Raw genomic sequence first — 19,465 nt, 5'->3', positions numbered from 1 at the left:
AGGTCAGCGTCCGACGGACTCCGCGAGGTCAGCGCCGGCCGACTCGTCGAGGTAGCGCTCGAGGCTGTCATCGAGTTCGTCGATCCACGGCGTGTGGTGCTGCACGGCGATCGTTCCGGTCATGACCGAGCGGTAAGTGCGGTCACGGTAGCCCATGATGTCCTCGGCCTTGTCGTGCTTCCACGCCAGGAAGATCTCGACGACCTCATCGATGTCGAACATCGGGTGGTCCGTCGCATCGATCAGGTCACGGATGTAGTCGCCCTGGAAGCGGATCTCATCGGCGGCGCTGGCGATCGCGTGGAACCGCGCGAGCCACTGATCGATGTCGATCTGCCGCGTCGCGGCATCCGGAAGCCGGATGCCGCCGAGGATGACATCGCGCACGAACCAGGCCTGGGCGTCGAACATGTTGAAGGTGAACCACTGGTCCTGCGCGCCGAGATAGAACACGTGCGGGTTGTCCTGCCACACGACACCCTTGTACAGCCCCGCGGGGTAGACGCAGTTGCGCGATTCCAGGGCGAGCTCGTCGGGAAGGAACGGGTACTTGTGCAAGTAGCCCGTGCACAGGATGACCGCGTCGATCTCGGCGACGCTGCCGTCCGAGAAATGCGCCGTCGATCCCTCGAAGCGATCGATGAGCGGACGCTCTTCGAACCCCTCGGGCCAGTCGTATCCCATGGGCTGCGTGCGATAGCTCGCGATGACGCGGCCGGCGCCCATCTTGTAGGCCTGGCTGCCGATGTCCTCGGCCGAGTAGCTCGAGCCGACCACCAGGACGGTGCGGTCCTTGAGCGCCTCCGCGCCACGGAAGTCATGCGCGTGCATGATGATGCCGGGGAACGTCTCGACACCGGCGATCTCAGGCTGGGACGGGAACGAGAAGTGACCGGACGCCACGATGATGCGATCGAACTGCTCGCTGGTCGTCGTGCCCTTGACGAGGTCTTCACTCGCGAGTGTGAACGTCTCGGTCTCGGGGTCGTAGTCCACCCAGCGAACGACCGTGTTGAAGCGCACCGCTGTGCGCAGGCCGGCCTTCTCGACGCGGCCGTTGATGTAGTCCCACAGCACCTCACGCGGCGGATAGGACGAGATCGGCTTTCCGAAGTGCTCATCGAAGCTGTAGTCCGCGAACTCCAGGGCTTCCTTGGGGCCGTTGGACCACAGGTTGCGGTACATGCTGGAGTGGACCGGCTCGCCGAATTCATCGAGACCCGTGCGCCACGTGTAATTCCACTGGCCGCCCCAGTCCTCCTGCTTCTCGAAGCAGACGATCTCGGGAACTTCTGCGCCCGCTTGCTCTGCCGCGTGGAAGGCTCGCAGCTGCGCCATCCCACTGGGACCGGCGCCGATAATCGCTATTCTCATGTATTCGTATCCTCTAGTTACGTGTCATTTGCATCTGCGTCATCGCATACGTCGGCACCGCTGCGGCACGGGGAAGAAGCACCACGCGCACCGTTCGGGTATCGGTGCTGACCGTTTTCCAGGGTATCAAGCACGCGATCAGAGGCCCTTTCCAGAGGTCACGGTCACCACGAAACACTGCGCGGGCCCGCCCCCGAAGGGACAGACCCGCGCAGTGTTCTGGAGAGGATCGGCTACGAGCCCTGATATGGGGTGAAGACCGTGAAGGTCTCGCCCGTCTCGAGGTTCGTCACCGTCACGGTCGCTTCACCGTCGGCGACCGACGCCGACCGTGAGTTGAGCGAGACGGCGACGGTCTTGCCCGGTGCGACCGACGAGAACGACTTCTTGCCGAAGGCCGTCGCGACGTTGATGTTCACCGGGGCATCCCCGTCGTTCGTGACCGAGACGGTCACGTACGCCGTGCTGCCGAGCGAGCGCGTCGCGGTGCCGGCCGTGACGGTGAGCGAGTCTGCGAGCTCTCCGCAGTCACCGACCGTCGCGCCACCCAGGGCGTTCGTCGCGCCGAAGTCACTCAGCGCGGCGCTGTTCGCGTCACAGGTGAGCGTGCCGTACACGGTGTTGCCTGCGAACACGGGACCGTACGCACCGGCGAGCCTGCTGAAGCGCTCGTTGGCGGTGACCTGCGTGTTGCCGGACAGCTCGACGCCACGACGGAACGTCGTGCCCGCCGCGGTGACGTCGCGCTCGACGCCGCTGATGGTCGCGGCGCCCTCGACGGTCGATCCGAAGATCTGGAACGTCTCGGCGTCGTTCACGGCGAGTGCGCCCGAGATGACCGTGTCGGTCACCAGGGCAGAGGCACCGTCGGCGACGGTGAGGGCCCCGGCGATGTCGGCATCCGTGATGCACGTGGCACCCTCGGTCAGCGTCACGGACTCGAGCGAGCCGGTCAGCGTCTGAGTGCACTCGAGAGCCTCGCCGGGCAGTGCCGTCGCGGTGTACGAGTCGGCATCGCCGATGTTGCCGGCGGCGTCGATTGCGCGGTGCTCGACGAGGTGCGTACCGAACCCGGGGATGAAGCCGCCCAGCGGGTGGTCATCCGGAAGGGTCTGCTCGAACGCGGCCTTGCTCAGTCCACCCGAGCCGAGGTTCCCGTAGGTGAGAGCCTTCAGGTCGGTGCCGGAGTGACGGAAGCGGAACGGCGAGTCGGGCATCGGCTGCTCGGGGAAGCCCGAGTAGTCGAGCCATCCGTCGCCGTTGAGGCGCAACTGGCCGACGACGTAGCGCTCGCTGTCGTACCCGACGGTGGAATCCGTCGGGTCGAGCTTCATGTCCCATCCCCCGAAGTAGATCGGGTGCGCGTCGGTCGTCGAGGTCGCAAGCGACTCGGACAGCGTCCGCGGCGCGGTGGGCATGACGGCGTCGATCTTCCACGCCTGGGTCGCCGGAGCGACGTCAGGGTGTGCCGGGTCGGTGACCGAAACCGTCAGGTCGTAGGTTCCCGAACCGAGATCGAGAGCGCCCAGATCGAGCGTCGTGCGCGTGCCGGACTGCACCTCGACGCCGTCGATCTTCCACGTCACCGTGGGGATGCGGTCGCTCGGGTGGTTCGTCCGGACGAAGACGACCTCGTCGTGTGCGAGCGGCGTGGCAGTGAGGCTCGCCGAGGTGATCTCTGCACCGGGAGCGGACGGAACGACGGCCTCTGCGCCGATGGTCCACTGACGGGTCTGCACGAAGCGCGGACCGTTGTATCCCGAGTCGGTTGCCGTGTTGTTCGTCGACGGGATGCGGACCCAGTCGATGCCGTCGGGACCGACGGGGTCACGAACCTCGACGTGGACGATCGTGCCCTCGGGCAGGTCGAGCTCTCCGAGATCGAGGCTGCGCTCGGGGCCTGAGGCGATGATCTCGCCCTCGGGACCGCCGTTGCGCCACGTCACCGTGAGCTCGTGGAAGCGCGGCTGGCCGGACTCGGTCCACAGGGCGCTGTCGGCGGGGACGACGCCCTCGGGCGTCGACGTGACGACCATCTGGCCCGAGTCGCGCAGGCCCGTGATGCGGGCGACCATGTGCTCGAGGCCGATCTGATCGAAGTCGTATCCGACCCAGCGCATCATCGAGTGCTCGCTCGGGCGGAATTGGCCACAGGGGTACAGGCCGCCGGATTCGTAGAGGCCGATTCGGCCGCCTGAGCGGCTCTCTTCGCCGAGCCAGCGGAACCACTTGTGCTGGTCGGCAATCATCTGCTCTTCGGACGTGTACGTCGTGTGGTGGAAGCTCGTGCCCGACTCAGCACCCGTGTAGCACGAACGGACGATGTCGCGCGAGTTGTAGGGGTACTCGTCGCGCAGCGTGCCGAGCGAGTGGCCGAGCTCGTGCAGCGAGACGACGGGTCCCTGCGGGGAGCCCGCGGAGGTCGTCGCGTCGCGTCCGCCGATGCCGCCGTACGTGAAGGTGTTGGCCAAGGCCAGCGTCTGGACGTTCTGCGCCGTGCGCGGAATGCCCAGCAGCGGAGCGACGTAGTCGTCGAGGATCCGGCGCTGAGCCTCGATGCCCGTCTCGCAGGGGTTGACGCCCTCGGGGTAGCGGCCCGCCTGCGACGCGCAGTCGACGGGGGCGCGGCCGTAGGTGATGCCCCGGGCGAGCGGGTCACTGCAGCCACTCAGCGTGAGGCGCAGGGCCGTGTTCTTGGTGGCGAGGGGTCCCTCACGCTCGCCGGTGTCGCGGATCGTGCCGTCGGGGTGACGCACACGGCCGTCGGGGTCGCAGTGCACGCCGTAGTCGATCGAGGCGAGCTGCACGGCGTAGATGTTGATGTAGTTCTTGTAGCTGCGGAAGGGCTCGGTCCCCCACAGCACGCCGAGGTTGCGGTCGAGGTCGGCCATGAACAGGCTCTGCTGGTCAGCCTGGTAGCCGTCGCCGAAGACGACGAGGTTCAATCGCTCGCTGGGGTCGCCGGTCACCTGGATCGGCACGACATTTGGCTCGGGCAGCGGGTCGACCGCTGTCGCCGTCGCTGTCGCGGCACCGCCGACGACGAGCGTTGCGGTCATCGCGACCGTCGCGAGTACCGCGCCGATCCTCGATGACGCTCTTCTGGGGGTTTTCAACACGTGAACCTTCCTCTTCCGGGGACGCGTCGGTGCGCCATCACGGATCCACACCGCTTCGTAGGGGTGCAGGGGTCTCCGGGCGGGCGCCCGGTGACGTGTTACACACTACTGAAGCGCTCCGACAACGACCACGGACGGACGCCCGCGGTTAGTAATATTTGACATATCACTGATGGCCCTGCGACGATTCGGGCACCGTCGACGGATTCCACGCGGCACGACGTCGTGACAGCACCACGGAATCCCGTCGATCAACGCAACCGCTACGCACGATGCCCGCGGTGAGGCGGGCACGTGCACGGACCCCGACATCGTCGAAGAAGGGACCCTCCACCGTGAGACTCAGAACGCCCGCAGCCGCGGCTGCCCTGGTGTGCGCCGGCCTCGTCGCCGCCACGGCGACCCACCCCGCGACCGCCAGCACCACCGCGCCCCCCGAGATCGTCGTCGCCGACGGCGTGACCCAGCCGGTGCACGGCTATGCCGACGCCGTACGCGAGCGCGTCTGGGTGAAGGCAGGCATCGACAGCGACCGCGACGGCGTCGAAGACGTGATCCGAGTCGACATCATGCGCCCGGCCGCGACCGAAGACGGCCTGAAAGCCCCGGTCATCATCGACAACTCCCCCTATTACACGACGCTCGGACGCGGCAACGAGTCCGAGCTCAAAGCCGATGTCGACGGCGACGGGCTCAACGACCGGTGGCCGCTGTACTACGACAACTACTTCGTGCCGCGCGGATACGCCGTCGCGCTCGTGGACATGACCGGGACCGCCGGATCGACAGGGTGTCCGACGATCCAGGGCGAGTCCGAGAACCTCTCGGGGCCCGCCGTCGTGGATTGGCTCAACGGTCGCAACACCGCCGTCGATGCGAACGGCGACCCCGTCGTCGTGGACTGGCACAACGGCAAGTCCGGCATGATCGGCAAGTCGTACGACGGCGCGCTGGCGATGGGAGCCGCCGTCTCGGGCGTCGAGGGTCTTGCGACCGTCGTGCCGATCGGCGGGCCGTACAACTACTACGACTACACCCGCACGAACGGGCTCGTGCAGCGTGGGGGCAACTACCTGCGGTCCCTCGCCACGACGATCACGAACGACGACCGCGCGCGCCAGGCCCGGTGCGCACCGGTGTGGGATGAGATCGACGCCGCCGACGGCGACGAGAACGGCGACTACTCGCCGTTCTGGTACGAGCGCAACTACCTCGACGACGTCGACAAGGTCACCGCCTCGGTCTTCCTCGTGCACGGCCTGCAGGAGGAGAACGTGCGCGCCGATCACGCCTCGAAGATGTGGGCAGCCCTGGGCGCCCACGACGTCGAGCGCAAGATGTGGCTCTCACGCACGGGCCACATCGAGCCCTTCGACTTCCGCCGCGGCGAATGGGTCGACACCCTGCACCGCTGGTTCGACCACTACCTGCACGGCATCGACAACGGCATCGACGACGAGCCGATGGTCGATGTCGAGGTCGCCGGCGGCGAGTGGGAGCAGCACGCCGACTGGCCCATCGCAGGGACAGAGCACGTGGAGTTCTATCTTCGCCACAACGGAGACGGGGCCGGGTCGTTCGCCCTGACCCCCGCTCCGGGCGAAGCGTCGTCGGCCTCGTTCGTCGATGACTCGCGCCAGACCGAGGCGCAGGCGATGGCGAACCCGCAGGCGACGTCGGCATCGCGGCTGGCCTTCCTGTCGGAGCCGCTCGCCCGGGATCTGCGCATCTCGGGAACCCCCGTCGTCGAGCTGACGGCCGCCTCGAGCCAGGACGTCGCCTATGTCGGCGCGATGCTCGTCGAGTACGGCCCGAGCAGGCAGAACGACCGCACCGGCGACGGCATCCGGCAGAACACGACGGCACCCGAGACGTGCCACGGTGAGGCGTCCGAGCACGATGACGCCTGCTACCGGATCGTGGACTACCGTCCCATCACGACCGACCAGTGGCGCGTCACGAAGGGCGCGATGGATGCCCGCAACCGCTTCTCGCTCGAGGAGGCGACGCCGCTCGTGCCGGGTGTGCCCGAGAGCCTCAGCTTCCCGATGCTCCCCGAGGACTACACGTTCACCGAGGGAAACCGCATCGGCGTGATCCTGGTCGGCTCGTACCGGTCGTACTCGGTCGAGACACTGGCATCCCGCCCCGAGATCACCGTCGACACGAAGGTGAGCCGCATCAGCCTCCCCGTCGTCGGCGGGACCCAGGCGGCATCGGATGCCGGGGTCGAAGCGCTCGCCGGAGCGGCGACGGCCACGACGCGCACGCTCGGCGGCACGGCCTACGTGAGCGTCACGGTCGGCAACGACGCCGAGGGCGCGGTGGACATCACCGTCGAGACGGAGTTCGGCACGAAGAGGTTCGCCTCGGTCGCGTCCGGCAAGACCGTCAGCGTGTCGTTCAACACGCGTGCGACCTCGGTCGGCGCGGGCGAGGCGACCGTCACGGTGACCGGTGTCGTCGACGGTGAGACGATCACCGTCATCAAGAAGGCGCCCTACTCGGCGCGCTGAGTCCAGAGGCGGCGGGGGTGCGCTCTCGCACCCCGCCGCCTGCCGCTCACTCCTCGACGGTGGACAGCTCGAACCAGCGCTCCTCGACGGCATCCCGGTCGGCCTGGAGCGCCGTGATCTTCGCCATCTCGGCGGCGAGGCCCTCGTAGTCGGCCTGGTCGTGGTCTGCCAGCGCCGCGCGCGCGGCGGCGATCTGCTGCTCGAGCTTCGCGAGTCGACGCTCGAGCGAGGCGAGCTCCTTCTGCATGGCCCGCAGCTCGGCGCCGCCCAGCCGCGGTGCATCCGGTGTGTCAGCGGATGCCGCAGCCCGGTCCGCTGCAGGAGCGTTGCGCTCGCGCTCGCGCAGGCGCAGGTACTCATCGACGCCGCCGGGCAGGTGACGCAGGCGCCCGCCGAGGATCGCGAACTGCTGATCGGTGACCCGCTCGATGAAGTATCGGTCGTGGCTCACGACGAGGAGCGTGCCCGGCCACGTGTCGAGGAGGTCCTCCATGGCGGCGAGCATGTCGGTGTCGAGATCGTTGGTGGGCTCGTCGAGGATCAGCACGTTCGGCTGCTCGAGCAGGATCAGCAGCAGCTGGAGGCGCCGCTTCTGGCCGCCCGAGAGGTCCTTGACCGGCGTTGAGAGCTGAACGCTCGAAAAGCCCATCTGCTCGAGCAGCTGACCGGGGGTGAGTTCCTGCGCCTTCGAGCCCGCGCCGAACGTGTACGACGTCCGCAAGCTCGCGATCACGACGCGGACCGGGTCGTTCAGGTGCTCCTCGAGTTCGTCCAGGCGCTGCGTCAGCGTGGCCACCTTGACGGTCTTGCCTCGCTTGACGCGGCCCGTCGTCGGTTCGACCTCACCCGAGACGAGCCCGAGCAGGGTGGACTTGCCGGCGCCGTTGACACCCAGGATGCCGGTGCGCTCCCCCGGCGCGATGCGCCATTCGACGGGGTGCAGCACCTCACGGTCGCCGTACGAGACCGACGCGTCGAGCAGGTCGACGACGTCCTTGCCGAGCCGGGTGACGGCGAGAGACTGCAGCTCGGTCTTGTCGCGGATCTCGGGCACGTCGGCGATGAGCTCGTTGGCGGCGTCGATGCGGAACTTCGGCTTCGACGTGCGCGCGGGGGCTCCTCGTCGCAGCCACGCCAGCTCTTTGCGGGCGAGGTTCTGGCGCCGCGCCTCGATCGTCGCCGCCTGACGGTCGCGCTCGACCCTCTGCAGGATGTACGCGGCGTACCCGCCGTCGAAGGGCTCGACGATGCGGTCGTGCACTTCCCACGTCGCCGTGCACACCTCGTCGAGGAACCACCGGTCGTGCGTCACGACGAGCAGTCCGCCCTGATTGGCCGGCCAGCGGCGCTTGATGTGGTCGGCGAGCCAGGCGATCGCCTCGACGTCGAGGTGGTTCGTCGGCTCGTCGAGGAAGATCACGTCGTGGTCGCCGACGAGAAGCTGCGCGAGCGCGACACGACGGCGCTGACCGCCGGACAGGCCAGCGACCGGACCGTCCCACGCGATGTCGGCGAGGAGCCCCGAGATGACGTCGCGCACGCGCGGCGAGCCCGCCCACTCGTACTCGGGCGTGTCGCCGACGACGGCTTCGGCGACCGTGCCGGTCTCACCCAGAGTGTCGGACTGATCGAGCACGCCGACGCGCACGCCGCCGCGCACGGTGACCCGGCCGCCGTCGGGTTCGAGTCTGCCGGCGAGCATCGCGAGAAGGCTGGACTTGCCGTCGCCGTTGCGGCCGACGACGCCGATCCGATCGCCTTCGTCGATGCCCAGCGAGACGGAGTCGAAGACGACTTTGGTCGGGAACTCGAGGTGCAGGGCTTCCGCCCCGAGAAGATGCGCCATATTCCTTCCAGGCTATGCCCCCCGTGAGCCCGAGAGTGCACCAGGGGCCGAGGCTGCGGGATTCACCCGATGTTCACGGCGGCGGACGGCCGCCCGCCGGCGCGCGGTGAGGGCCTACGGGGTCAGTACCAGAACGACAGGCGGGGCGACGACGGCCACGACAGGATCGCCGCGGCGCGGATCGGGTCGGGGGTCTCGGCCCGTCCGGCGGCGGCGAGGGTCGCAAGCGAGACCCCGCCGAGGTAGACCGCGCCGAGCTCAGCGGCACCGAGCGCGACCGGAAGCGCGTCGACAGGTGCGTCACCGTCGACACGCGACACCCGGGCCGCGCCGTCGTCGGCGACATCGAGCAGGTATCGCCCCGCCGCGAAGCCCAGCGGGTCGGTGACCTCGAGCACGAGCCGGCCCGGCGACGCATACCGCCGTGCCTCGAGGGCCCCTTCGACGTCGAGGATGCGCACGTACTGGTGGTCCTGAACCGTCACGACCGCCGCACGCTGGTCGGCGATCATCCACCGCAGCGGCTCATCGACCGAGACCTCTTCGGCGCGCACCTCGGCCACGAGGTCGAGCTCGAGCAGGAACCGCCACAGCGCCGCGTACGCGTCATCGCCGTCCGCGACGAGGTAGTGCACCGAGGCCGTCGCCTTCGTGAAGTCGTCGTGGTTCTCGCGGACGGCGTACACCGCCACGCCGCGCACCTCGCCCGCAGCATCCGTGTACTGCACGGCCCGCTTGTCGCGGGCCTTCTCGGTGTCGGGGCGCGTACCGGCGAAGCCGTCCCAGTGGGAGTCCGGGATCTCGATCTCGCCCGCGACGCGCAGGCGCGACCGCTCGTGCACGAGGGGCATGAGCTCGCGAGCCCGCTCGCGGGTGATGAAGTCGACCCGCCCGTCGGGGCGCGGTCCGATCCATCCGGCGCGCGCCGTCTCGATCCGCACCGACGCGCTCATCGCCGCGGGTCCGAAGCCGTAGCGGCCGTAGAGCGTCGACTCGCTCACCGTGAGCATCGCCGCCGGCACACCGGCATCCCGCGCGGCGCGCAGCTCACCCTCGAGCATCGCCCGCGCGATCCCGCGGCGGCGGTGCGTGGGCGAGACCGTCACGGCGGAGATGGCGCACGAGGCGATGCCGCCGCCACCGGGCACCGTGAGCTCGGAGATCCACGACGCGATCGTGCCGACGGGCGCGTCGGCCATGGGCGCCGTCGGGTCGTAGACGCCCGTCAGTCGCCGGTACCCACTGCGCTCGCGGACCGCCGCGACCTGCTCGTCGGTGCGCTCGCCGTCCTGGAACCCGCGGCGGACGACCTGCAGCCACGGCGCGAAGCCGTCGGAGTCGACGGCGACGCGGCGATATTCCAGCCCGCTCGTGGCGAGCCGCTCGGCCGATACGGCATCCGCTGCTCCCTCGCGGAACGCCGCACGGGCGGCGTCGTCGAACAGGTTCATGGGCGTTCTCCTCGGTAGGTCGCGGTCGACAGGTCAGGTGTGGACGACGCGGGCACCCGCGACGGGACCGTGCACGTGCAGGGCGTCATAGCCCGCGGCCGACAGCGTCACCTGAAGGTCGATCGCCCCCTCGGCATCGCTCGCAAGGAAGGCGATCGTCGGCCCGGATCCCGACACGATACCCGCGAGCGCCGACGCACTCGACTCGCCGAGTTCGAGCAGCTCGCGCAGGTCGGGTCGCAGCGACAGCGCCGCCGTCTGCAGGTCGTTGCTCAGCGCGTCTGCCAGCGCCGCGGCATCCCCCGCGCGCAGCGCCTGCAGCACGGGCGGCGCGACGTCAGGCGTGCGGTCCGGACGGGGGGCGTCTGTGGTTTCACGCAGCTCGTCGAGGTGCCCATAGACCCGCGGCGTGGACAGGCCGTCGTCCGAGGGCACGATGACCCAGTCGAACCGCCCCTTCGCGAGTGCGGGACTCAAGCGATCGCCCCGGCCCGTGCCGACCGCCGTGCCCCCGAGCAGAGCGAAGGGCACATCGGCGCCCAGGCGGGCGGCGAGGCGGTGCAGCTCGGCACCGCCGAGGTCGGTCCCCCACAGGGCGTCGCACGCGACGAGCGCGGCGGCGGCGTCGGCCGAGCCGCCGCCCATGCCTCCGGCGACCGGCACATGCTTGACGATGTCGAGGTGCACGCCCCCCGTGTAGTTCGCCCTCTGCGCGACCAGTCGCGCGGCGCGCACCGCGAGGTTGCGGTCATCCAGCGGCACGCCCGTGACATCGACCGAACCCGACACCGACATGGTGAACTCGTCGGAGTGCGAGGCCACGACGTCTTCGTACAGCGACACCGCCTGGTACGCCGACGCGACGTCGTGGTATCCGTCTTCCTGCACGCGCCCGACCTCGAAGAACACGTTGAGCTTGCCGGGCGCGCGCACACGCACGTCGTCGTTCACGAATGCGTGCGTCACGTGTCCTCCGCTTCCTGCCACAGGTCTCGCTGACCGCCCTCGCCGAGCGCATCGATGCGGGCGAGTTCGTCAGCGGTGAAGGGCGCGCCCTCGAGGGCGGCGAGGTTCTCGTCGATCTGAGCGGGGCGGGACGCACCGATGAGAGCGGATGCCACGACACTCTCGCGCAGCACCCATTGCAGCGCCAGCTGGGCCAGCGACTGGCCGCGCTGCTGCGCGATCTCGTCGAGGCCCCGCAGCCGCGCCAGGCCGGCGGGGGTCAGCGGACGGTCAGGGAGCGATGCGCGCTTCTGCGACCGCTGGGCGGGGGTGCCCGCGAGGTACTTGTCGGTGAGCAGGCCCTGCGCCAGCGGGACGAACGCGATCGCGCCCATTCCCTCCTGGTCCAGAACGTCCGTCAAGCCGTCCTCGATCCAGCGGTCCAGGACCGAGTACGACGGCTGGTGGATGACCAGCGGCGTACCCATCGACCGCGCGATCGCAGCGGCCTGCGCCGTCTGCAGCGCGTCATACGACGACACCCCGACGTAGCGCGCCTTGCCCGCGCGCACGAGCGTGTCGAGGGCTCCGATCGTCTCCTCCAGCGGAACGTGCGGGTCGAACCGGTGCGAGTAGAAGATGTCGACGTGGTCCAGACCCATGCGCTGCAGGGACTGGTCGGCGCTGGAGAGCAGGTAGCCGCGCGATCCGCCGTCGCCGTAGGGACCGGGCCACATGCGATAACCGGCCTTGGACGAGATGATGAGCTCGTCCCGGTAGGGCGCGAAATCCTCACGCATCATGCGGCCGAAGTTCGTTTCGGCCGAGCCGAACGGCGGGCCGTAGTTGTTGGCGAGGTCGAAGTGCGTGATGCCCCTGTCCAGCGCGTGGCGAAGCAGAGCGCGCTGATCGTCGAAGGCGATGTTGTCGCCGAAGTTCCACCACAGACCGAGCGACACGGGGGGCAGGACGAGCCCGGACGATCCGACACGGCGGTACGGCACATCCTGATAGCGGTCCGCGGCAGCGGTATAGGGACGGTGCAGGTCTCCACCGTCAGGCGTTCGGGAGGGCACGTCGCTCACAGATCCAGGCTAGTGATCGACACGGGCGATGCGCAGGTAGTCCTCGACCGTGAGGCTCTCGCCCCGCGCCGTCGGGGCGACGTGCGCCGCCTCGAGCACGGCGCTGGCGTGCGCGGACGAGCCGCCGAGGACCTCGGAAAGCGCCTGGCGAAGCATCTTGCGTCGCTGTTGGAAGGCCGCGTCGACGATGCGGAAGGTGCGGCGACGTTCGTCCTCGGTGCCCCGCGGTTCGGCGTCGCGCTCGAAGGCGACGAGCACGCTGTCGACGTTGGGCACGGGCCAGAACACGTGACGGGACACCGTGCCGGCGAGGCGCCAGGTTCCGTACCAGGCCGCTTTGACGCTGGGCGACCCATAGGTCTTCGATCCGGGGCCGGCGGCGAGGCGCTCCCCCACTTCGGCCTGAACCATGACCACTCCGCGCTGCAGCCGCGGAAAGGTCTCGAGGAAATGCAGCAGGACGGGCACGCTGACGTTGTACGGCAGGTTCGCCACGAGCACCGTGGGGTCACCCGGAAGCTCCGTCACCCGCAGCGCGTCGGCGTCGATGACCGTGAGCGCACCCTCGGGCACGCCGTGCGCGCGGGCGGTGTCCTCCAGACGCGCCGCGAGCCGGTGATCGATCTCGACGGCCGTGACGGCGGCCCCGGTCTCGAGGATCGCAAGAGTGAGCGAGCCCAGCCCCGGTCCGACCTCGACGACGCGCTCCCCCGCGGCGACGCGGGCGACGTTCACGATCTTTCGCACGGTGTTCGCATCGACGACGAAGTTCTGCCCGAGCTTCTTCGTCGGGGTGACATCGAGTTCTGCCGCGAGCGCGCGGATCTCGGATGCACCGAGGAGAGTCACGGCCATGCGTCAACTGTAGTCACGTGGCAGAGGCTCTCCGTCCCTAAGATGTCGAGGTGCCTTCCCTCGGTGACTTCATCGCGCCGCGGCGACTCGGCAGGGACTTTCGCTGGCTGCTCTCCTCGTCCTGGACGAGCAATCTCGGCGACGGCATCGCGCTGTCGGCATCCCCCCTTCTGATCGCCTCGCTGACGTCGTCGCCTCTGCTCGTGGCCGCCGGGGCGATGATGCAGTTCCTGCCGTGGCTGCTGTTCGGCCTGCTCGCCGGCTCGATCGCGGATCATCACGACCGCCGGCGGCTCGTCATGATCGCCAACGCCTCGCGCGCCGTCGTCGTCACGGGACTCGTCGTCTTCCTGCTGACGGACCAGGTGACCGTGGTCATCGTGCTCGCGGCGGCCTTCCTCTACGGCACGGCCGAGGTGTTCGCCGACACGGCGGGCGCGACGCTCCTGCCGATGCTCGTGCGCCCGGCCGACCTCGGCATCGGCAATGCGCGCCTGCAAGCGGGGTTCCTCGTCGGCAATCAGCTCGCGGGACCGCCCCTGGGCGCTTTCCTCTTCGCGGCGGGCTCGTTCTGGCCGTTCGTCACCCAGATCGTCTGCGTGAGCCTCGCCGTCATCCTCATCTCGCGCATCGCCCGCACACCCGTTCCGCCGAAGGAGGATCCCGCCCCCGAGGTGAAGCCGCGTCCGATCCGCGAAGGGCTCGCCTGGCTGCGCGCCAACGCGCCCGTGCGCACACTCGTCCTCATCATCCTCGTCTTCAACGTGACGTGGGCAGCCCCGTGGGGCGTCCTCGTGCTCTATGCGACCGAGTATCTCGACATGGGCGCGGTCGGCTACGGCGCCCTCACGACGGCGTCGGCGCTCGGCGGACTCATCGCCACCGTGTGCTTCGGGTGGCTGGAGCGGCATGTCTCGTTCGCGACGCTCATGCGCGTGTGCCTCACGCTCGAAGTGCTCATGCACCTCGCTTTCGCGCTCACGACATCGCCGATCGTCGCGTTCGCCCTCATGTTCGGATTCGGCGCGTACGCGTTCGTGTGGGGAACGATCTCGACGACCGTGCGCCAGCGGCTCGTGCCGATGCACCTGCAGGGCCGCATCGCATCGGTCAACATGGTCGGCGTCTTCGGAGGGCTCGTCATCGGGCAGCTGATCGGCGGCCTGCTCGCTCAGGGCTGGGGGCTCACCGCGCCGTGGTGGTTCGCGTTCGTCGGCTCGGCGATCACGCTGCTCGTCGTGTGGCGGTCGATCTCGCACATCGCGGCGTCACGCCCCGTGCTGGGCGACGACGCGACGGATCAGTCCTCGAACGCCCCGTAGACCTCGAGCGTGTTGGCCGCCAGCTGCGCGCACAGTTCGTCGAGCTCGACGCCCAGCTCGACGGCGAGGAAACGCACCGTCACGGGGATCAGGTACGGCGCGTTGGGGCGACCGCGGTGCGGCACGGGGGTGAGGAACGGCGCATCCGTTTCGACGAGGATCCGCTCGCGCGGGGTCACCTTGAGGGCATCCCGCAGGTTCTGGGCGTTCTTGAACGTGACGTTGCCCGCGAACGACAGGTAGTAGCCCCGTTCGGCGGCGATCTCGGCCATCGCCGCGTCGCCCGAGAAGCAGTGGAAGACCGTGCGCTCGGGGGCTCCGACCCGCTCGAGGGTCTCAAGGACGGCGTCGTGGGCCTCGCGGTCGTGGATCTGCATCGCGATGCCGTGCTTCTTCGCGAGGGCGATGTGCGCCTCGAAGCTCTCGAACTGCGCGGGCAGGCCCTCTTCGCCCGTACGGAAGAAGTCGAGCCCCGTCTCACCGATCGCGCGCACGCGCGGCTGGGCGGCGAGCTCATCGATGACGCCGATCGCTTCGTCCAGCCGCCCGGCGCTCTGGTACGCGGGCGCCTCGTTGGGGTGGATCGCGACGGCCGCGAGCACGCGGGGATGCGATGCCGCCGCCCACGCCGACCAACGGCTCGAGTCGATGTCGCCACCGGCCTGCACGACCCCCACGACGCCGACCGCCGCAGCGCGCTCGAGCTGCTCGTCGAGGCTCAGCGACGCATCGCCGTCGTCGATCTCGAGGTGCGCATGGTTGTCGTACACCGGCACGGGCAGGGGCTCGGGAGCTTCGGGCCACCGCACGTCGCCGCGGCCCTCCTGCGAACGGGTACGGACGTACTGCGACGGGTCGCTGTCTGTCACGAGGAGCGCCGTTCCCGCACGCTCACGCGCCCTGCTCGACGCGCGGGAACAGCGGCGCGAGGCCGTTGACGCTCGTGCCGGGACGCAGGACACCCCACTGCCCCGCCTCGCGGATGGGCTGATCGACCAGTCGACCGAGCGACTCGGCCGCGCCGAGCGCGACCCACAGCTTCTCGGTCGCCTCGGGCATGACGGGAGACAGCAGCACGGCCAGGGCGCGCAGCCCTTCGGCGGCGGTGTAGAGCACGGTGCCCAGTCGCACGCGCTGCGTCTCGTCCTTCGCGAGCGCCCAGGGCTCGTTCTCGGTGATGTACAGGTTGAGGTCGTCGACGATCGTCCAGATGGCGTGGATCGCCTCGTCGATGCGGAATCGCTCGATCGCGGCATCGGCGCTGGCGGCGGCATCGGCCACGATCTGCTGCACGCGCAGGTCACGCTCGGTGTATTCGCCGGGGGGCGGCACGATGCCCTCGAAGTAGCGCTCGACCATCGCCGTCGTGCGCGAGGCGAGGTTGCCGAAGCCGTTGGCGAGCTCGGCCTGGTAGCGCGCGGCGAGGTCCTCCCACGAGAACGAGCCGTCCTGTCCGAATGCGATCGCCGAAAGGAAGTAGAACCGGTACGCATCCGACCCGAAGACGTCGGTGATCTCGGTCGGAGCGATGCCGGTGAGCTTGGACTTCGACATCTTCTCGCCGCCGACGAGCAGCCAGCCGTGCGCGAAGACACCCGCGGGCACATCGACGCCGGCGGCCATCAGCATGGCGGGCCAGATGACGGCGTGGAAGCGCAGGATGTCCTTGCCCACGACGTGGTACGCCGGCCAGCGGCGCGCGAATTCGCTTTCCTCGCCGGAGCCCGGCGCAGGGTCGTCGCCGTATCCCACGGCCGTGACGTAATTGAGCAGGGCATCGACCCACACGTAGATGACGTGGGATTCGTCCCAGGGCACCGTGATGCCCCAGTCGAACGTCGAGCGTGAGATCGACAGGTCTTTGAGCCCGCTCTTGACGAACGAGACGACCTCGTTGCGCGCGGACTCGGGTCGGATGAAGTCACTGCTCGCGTAGAGCTCGAGAAGCTTGTCCTGGAACTCGCTGAGCTTGAAGAAGTAGTTCTTCTCCTGCAGCAGCTCGAGCGGCTTCGAGTGGATCGCGCAGACCTTGAGCCCCTCGAACGCCCCCTCGCCCTGGACGATCTCGGCCTCGGTCTTGAACTCTTCGCAGCCGACGCAGTAGAGCGCCTCGAACTCGCCGGCGTAGATGTACCCACGGTCGTAGATGGCCTGCACGAACCGCTTGACCCGCTCCTCGTGGCGCGGCTGGGTCGTGCGGATGAAGTCGTCGTTGGCGACATCGAGGGTCTCCAGCAGCGGGAACCACGACTCGCTCACGAGCTTGTCGACCCATTCCTGCGGCGTCGACCCGTTCGCGGCGGCGGCGCGCATCATCTTCTGGCCGTGCTCGTCGGTGCCCGTCAGCATCCACGTGTCATCGCCGGCCTGGCGATGCCAGCGGGCGAGCGCGTCGACGGCCACGGTCGTGTAGCCGTGGCCGATGTGGGGCACGTCGCTCGGGTAGTAGATCGGCGTCGTGATGTAGAAGCTGCGGCCAGAAGTCACCCTTGAGATTCTAGGCCGGATGGATGCCGCTTCTGGCGCTATGACGGCCGCGCTCGCCGCGCGAGTGCTTCCTGGTAGAGATCCCGCGACGAGTGACCCGTGTGCGAGGCGACCTCGGTGGCGGCAACTTTGAGGCGCGTCCCCGCCGCGACGAGGTCGAGCACATGCGTCACGGCATCGGTGAAGGGAAGTTCACGCGCCGCGGCCCCGGCCACGACGATGACGAGCTCGCCCCGCACGCCCTGCTCGGCCCAGGCGACCAGTTCGGCCAGGGTGCCCCGCGCGACCTCTTCGTGCAGCTTCGTCAGCTCGCGGCAGACGGCTGCGCGCCGATCGGCGCCGAACGCCGCGGCCATGTCCGCCAGCGTCGCGGCGGCGCGCGAGGGGGCGTCGAAGAACACCATGGTGCGCTGCTCGCCCGCCAGCGCGGTGAACTCGGCCATCCGCTCGCCGTGCTTGCGCGCGACGAAGCCCTCGAACGTGAAGCGGTCGGTCGGCAAGCCCGCAACGGCGAGCGCCGTCACGACAGCGCTCGGACCGGGGATCGCCGTGACCGCGACGCCGGCCTCGGCGGCGGCCGCGACGAGCCCGTAGCCGGGGTCGGAGACCGTGGGCATGCCGGCATCGGACAGCACGAGCACGTCATTGTCGCGAGCGAGCTCGACGATCTCGGGCGCACGCTCCTTCTCGTTGTGGTCGTGCAGCGCGATGAGCCTCGGCCGGTTGGCGATGCCGAGCCCCGCGAGCAGCCGCTGCGTCGTGCGGGTGTCTTCGGCGGCGACGATCCTGGCCTCCTCGAGTGCTTCGACGAGGCGGCGCGACGCGTCGCCCAGATTGCCGATGGGGGTCGCCGCGAGGATGATCACGCCGCCAGCATAGGCTGGTCGCCGTGATGCCGATCGCCGAGCCGCTGCTGCCGCCCGCGCGACCGACCCTGTACGACCGGTGGATGCTGCGCCTGGCCGGCGAGCCGCGTCTGGCCCGGCTGTGGCGCTGGCTCGCCCCGACCCTCGTCACCGTCGTCGCCGCCGTCCTGCGGCTGTGGAACCTGGGGCATCCGAGCACCCTGGCGTTCGACGAGACCTACTACGTCAAAGATGCCTGGACGCAGTGGAACCTCGGCTATGCCGCGAGCTGGCCCGATGACGCCGATGCGAGCTTCATCGCGGGCGACACCGACATCTTCCTCACGTCCGGCAGCTTCGTGGTGCATCCGCCCCTCGGCAAGTTCTTCATCGGCCTCGGCATGGCGCTGTTCGGGCCGGATTCGGCCTGGGGCTGGCGCATCGCGGTGGCTGTGTTCGGCATCGCGACCGTGCTCGTGCTGTACCTCGTGGCGAAGTCGCTCACGGGTTCGATCGCCTTCGCCACCGTGGCATCCGGTCTGCTGGCCGTCGACGGTCTCGCGATCGCGATGAGTCGCGTGGCACTGCTGGACGGCATCCTCACGTTCTTCGTGCTGCTCGCGTTCTGGTTCGTGGTGCTGGATCATCGCCGCACGGCGACCCGGTTCGCCGCGGCGCTCGCCGCGCGCGACCACGGCGATGATCCGCCCGCGTGGGGACCCGTGCTGTGGAACCGCCCGTGGGTGATCGCGGCAGGTGCCGCGGTCGGAGCCGCGACCGCGGTCAAATGGTCGGGGCTGTACGTGGCTGCGGGCCTGGGGATCTACCTCGTCGTGGTCGATGCTCTCGCGCGACGCCGCGCGGGCGTCATCTTCTGGCCGACCGACGCCGCCTTCCGCCAGGGCGTCGTGACGTTCGTCCTGTTCATCCCGGTCGCCGCCGCGGTCTATGTGGCGTCGTGGGCGAGCTGGCTCCTGACAGACGGCGGCTACGGGCGCCGCGCACTCGAGGGCTCGGACGGCGGTGGCATCGGCTCGGCCCTGGCGAATCTGTGGGCGTACCACGAGCAGATCTACGGCTTCCACGTCGGACTCGTGAGCGCCCACGGCTACGCGAGCCCCGCCTGGCAGTGGCCCCTGCTCATGCGCCCGACGTCGATGTACTTCCAGAACGACGACGGCATCGTGCAGAACATCTACAGCATGCCGAATCCGCTTGTCTGGTACGCCGCCGTCGCCGCTGCGGTCTACCTCGTGTGGCGCTTCGTCGTGTCGCGGGATTGGCGTATCGCGCTCGTGCTGACCGGCATCGCGGTGACGTACGTCCCGTGGCTGCTCTACCCCGAGCGCACGATCTTCCAGTTCTACACCGTCGCGATCCTCCCGTTCCTGATCCTCGCGCTCACGTTCGCGCTGCGCGACGTCGCCGGCGCGGCGAGCACCGACGGCTACCGGCGCCAGTCAGGGCAGCGGGTCGTCTGGGTCTTCCTCGCCGTCGTGCTCGTGCTGGCGGCGTTCTGGTACCCGATCGTCACCGCGACCGGTGTGCCGTACGACTTCTGGCGCATGCACAACTGGCTGCCCAGCTGGATCTGACGGGCTGCGCGGGGTCTGTCCGCTC

The 19,465-nt window shown here is 69.2% G+C and carries 13 protein-coding genes; 3 read left to right on the top strand and 10 right to left on the bottom strand.

All coding sequences use genetic code 11. The features are described from left to right. Nucleotides 1-3: 3 nt before the first annotated feature. Together AC25YV_RS10900 and AC25YV_RS10895 are read right to left on the bottom strand one after the other, a co-directional pair. Nucleotides 4-1,374 (bottom strand): NAD(P)-binding domain-containing protein, encoded by a 1,371-nt coding sequence (locus tag AC25YV_RS10900; RefSeq protein WP_488123872.1) that lies wholly within the window; start codon nucleotides 1,372-1,374, stop codon nucleotides 4-6. 233 nt (nucleotides 1,375-1,607) lie between these two features. After that, nucleotides 1,608-4,433: a M64 family metallopeptidase gene (locus AC25YV_RS10895; RefSeq protein WP_488123871.1), complete on the bottom strand. Its 2,826-nt coding sequence runs from the start codon at nucleotides 4,431-4,433 to the stop codon at nucleotides 1,608-1,610. 395 nt (nucleotides 4,434-4,828) lie between these two features. On the opposite strand from AC25YV_RS10895, the gene AC25YV_RS10890 reads away from it, so the two are divergent. Further along, entirely contained in the window at nucleotides 4,829-7,009 is a 2,181-nt protein-coding gene (locus AC25YV_RS10890) for a CocE/NonD family hydrolase (protein WP_488123870.1), read from the top strand. A 46-nt stretch (nucleotides 7,010-7,055) separates the two neighbouring features. On the opposite strand, the gene AC25YV_RS10885 is transcribed toward AC25YV_RS10890, so the two are convergent. The 5 genes from AC25YV_RS10885 to rsmA all read right to left on the bottom strand — a co-directional run bounded on the left by AC25YV_RS10885 (nucleotide 7,056) and on the right by rsmA (nucleotide 13,191). After that, nucleotides 7,056-8,855, bottom strand: a complete 1,800-nt coding sequence (locus tag AC25YV_RS10885; protein ID WP_488123869.1) for an ABC-F family ATP-binding cassette domain-containing protein — start codon at nucleotides 8,853-8,855, stop codon at nucleotides 7,056-7,058. A gap of 122 nt (nucleotides 8,856-8,977) precedes the next feature. Continuing rightward, complete coding sequence (locus tag AC25YV_RS10880; RefSeq protein WP_488123868.1) at nucleotides 8,978-10,306, bottom strand: GNAT family N-acetyltransferase; 1,329 nt, start codon at nucleotides 10,304-10,306, stop codon at nucleotides 8,978-8,980. A 33-nt stretch (nucleotides 10,307-10,339) separates the two neighbouring features. Next, nucleotides 10,340-11,272 (bottom strand): 4-(cytidine 5'-diphospho)-2-C-methyl-D-erythritol kinase, encoded by a 933-nt coding sequence (locus AC25YV_RS10875; RefSeq protein WP_488123867.1) that lies wholly within the window; start codon nucleotides 11,270-11,272, stop codon nucleotides 10,340-10,342. Then, nucleotides 11,269-12,336 (bottom strand): aldo/keto reductase, encoded by a 1,068-nt coding sequence (locus AC25YV_RS10870; protein ID WP_488123866.1) that lies wholly within the window; start codon nucleotides 12,334-12,336, stop codon nucleotides 11,269-11,271. The genes AC25YV_RS10875 and AC25YV_RS10870 overlap by 4 nt, the downstream gene beginning before the upstream one ends. 9 nt (nucleotides 12,337-12,345) lie before the next feature. Next, a complete protein-coding gene (gene rsmA / locus AC25YV_RS10865) occupies nucleotides 12,346-13,191 on the bottom strand; it encodes a 16S rRNA (adenine(1518)-N(6)/adenine(1519)-N(6))-dimethyltransferase RsmA (RefSeq protein WP_488123865.1) in 846 nt (281 codons plus the stop codon). Nucleotides 13,192-13,241: 50 nt separating this feature from the next. Between rsmA and AC25YV_RS10860 the strand changes: the two genes are divergently transcribed. Beyond that, nucleotides 13,242-14,513 carry an MFS transporter gene (locus AC25YV_RS10860; RefSeq protein ID WP_488123864.1) on the top strand — a complete coding sequence of 424 codons (1,272 nt, stop codon included), beginning with the start codon at nucleotides 13,242-13,244 and terminating at the stop codon, nucleotides 14,511-14,513. Here AC25YV_RS10860 and AC25YV_RS10855 read toward each other — a convergent pair. Genes AC25YV_RS10855 through rsmI form a run of 3 tightly spaced genes read right to left on the bottom strand, consistent with a single transcriptional unit; the run spans nucleotide 14,492 to nucleotide 17,866 of the window. Beyond that, nucleotides 14,492-15,382 carry a TatD family hydrolase gene (locus AC25YV_RS10855; RefSeq protein ID WP_488123863.1) on the bottom strand — a complete coding sequence of 297 codons (891 nt, stop codon included), beginning with the start codon at nucleotides 15,380-15,382 and terminating at the stop codon, nucleotides 14,492-14,494. The genes AC25YV_RS10860 and AC25YV_RS10855 overlap by 22 nt on opposite strands. Before the next feature lie 22 nt (nucleotides 15,383-15,404). After that, nucleotides 15,405-17,000: a methionine--tRNA ligase gene (metG, locus tag AC25YV_RS10850; protein WP_488123862.1), complete on the bottom strand. Its 1,596-nt coding sequence runs from the start codon at nucleotides 16,998-17,000 to the stop codon at nucleotides 15,405-15,407. A gap of 38 nt (nucleotides 17,001-17,038) precedes the next feature. Continuing rightward, entirely contained in the window at nucleotides 17,039-17,866 is an 828-nt protein-coding gene (rsmI, locus tag AC25YV_RS10845) for a 16S rRNA (cytidine(1402)-2'-O)-methyltransferase (RefSeq protein WP_488123861.1), read from the bottom strand. A 26-nt stretch (nucleotides 17,867-17,892) separates the two neighbouring features. On the opposite strand from rsmI, the gene AC25YV_RS10840 reads away from it, so the two are divergent. After that, a complete protein-coding gene (locus AC25YV_RS10840; protein WP_488124037.1) occupies nucleotides 17,893-19,440 on the top strand; it encodes a dolichyl-phosphate-mannose--protein mannosyltransferase in 1,548 nt (515 codons plus the stop codon). The last annotated feature ends 25 nt before the right edge of the window (nucleotides 19,441-19,465 follow it).

Source organism: Microbacterium sp. Y832, assembly GCF_057669765.1.
Note: the sequence above shows the minus strand (reverse complement) of the source record. Positions and strands in the feature narration are given on the sequence as shown.

Bases quoted from the DNA above. Each gene is read 5' to 3' on its own strand.
- AC25YV_RS10900 (WP_488123872.1), bottom strand. From the start codon at position 1,374: ATGAGAATAGCGATTATCGGCGCCGGTCCCAGTGGGATGGCGCAGCTG.
- AC25YV_RS10895 (WP_488123871.1), bottom strand. From the start codon at position 4,433: ATGACCGCAACGCTCGTCGTCGGCGGTGCCGCGACAGCGACGGCGACA.
- AC25YV_RS10885 (WP_488123869.1), bottom strand. From the start codon at position 8,855: ATGGCGCATCTTCTCGGGGCGGAAGCCCTGCACCTCGAGTTCCCGACC.
- AC25YV_RS10880 (WP_488123868.1), bottom strand. From the start codon at position 10,306: ATGAACCTGTTCGACGACGCCGCCCGTGCGGCGTTCCGCGAGGGAGCA.
- rsmA (WP_488123865.1), bottom strand. From the start codon at position 13,191: ATGGCCGTGACTCTCCTCGGTGCATCCGAGATCCGCGCGCTCGCGGCA.
- AC25YV_RS10840 (WP_488124037.1), top strand. From the start codon at position 17,893: ATGCCGATCGCCGAGCCGCTGCTGCCGCCCGCGCGACCGACCCTGTAC.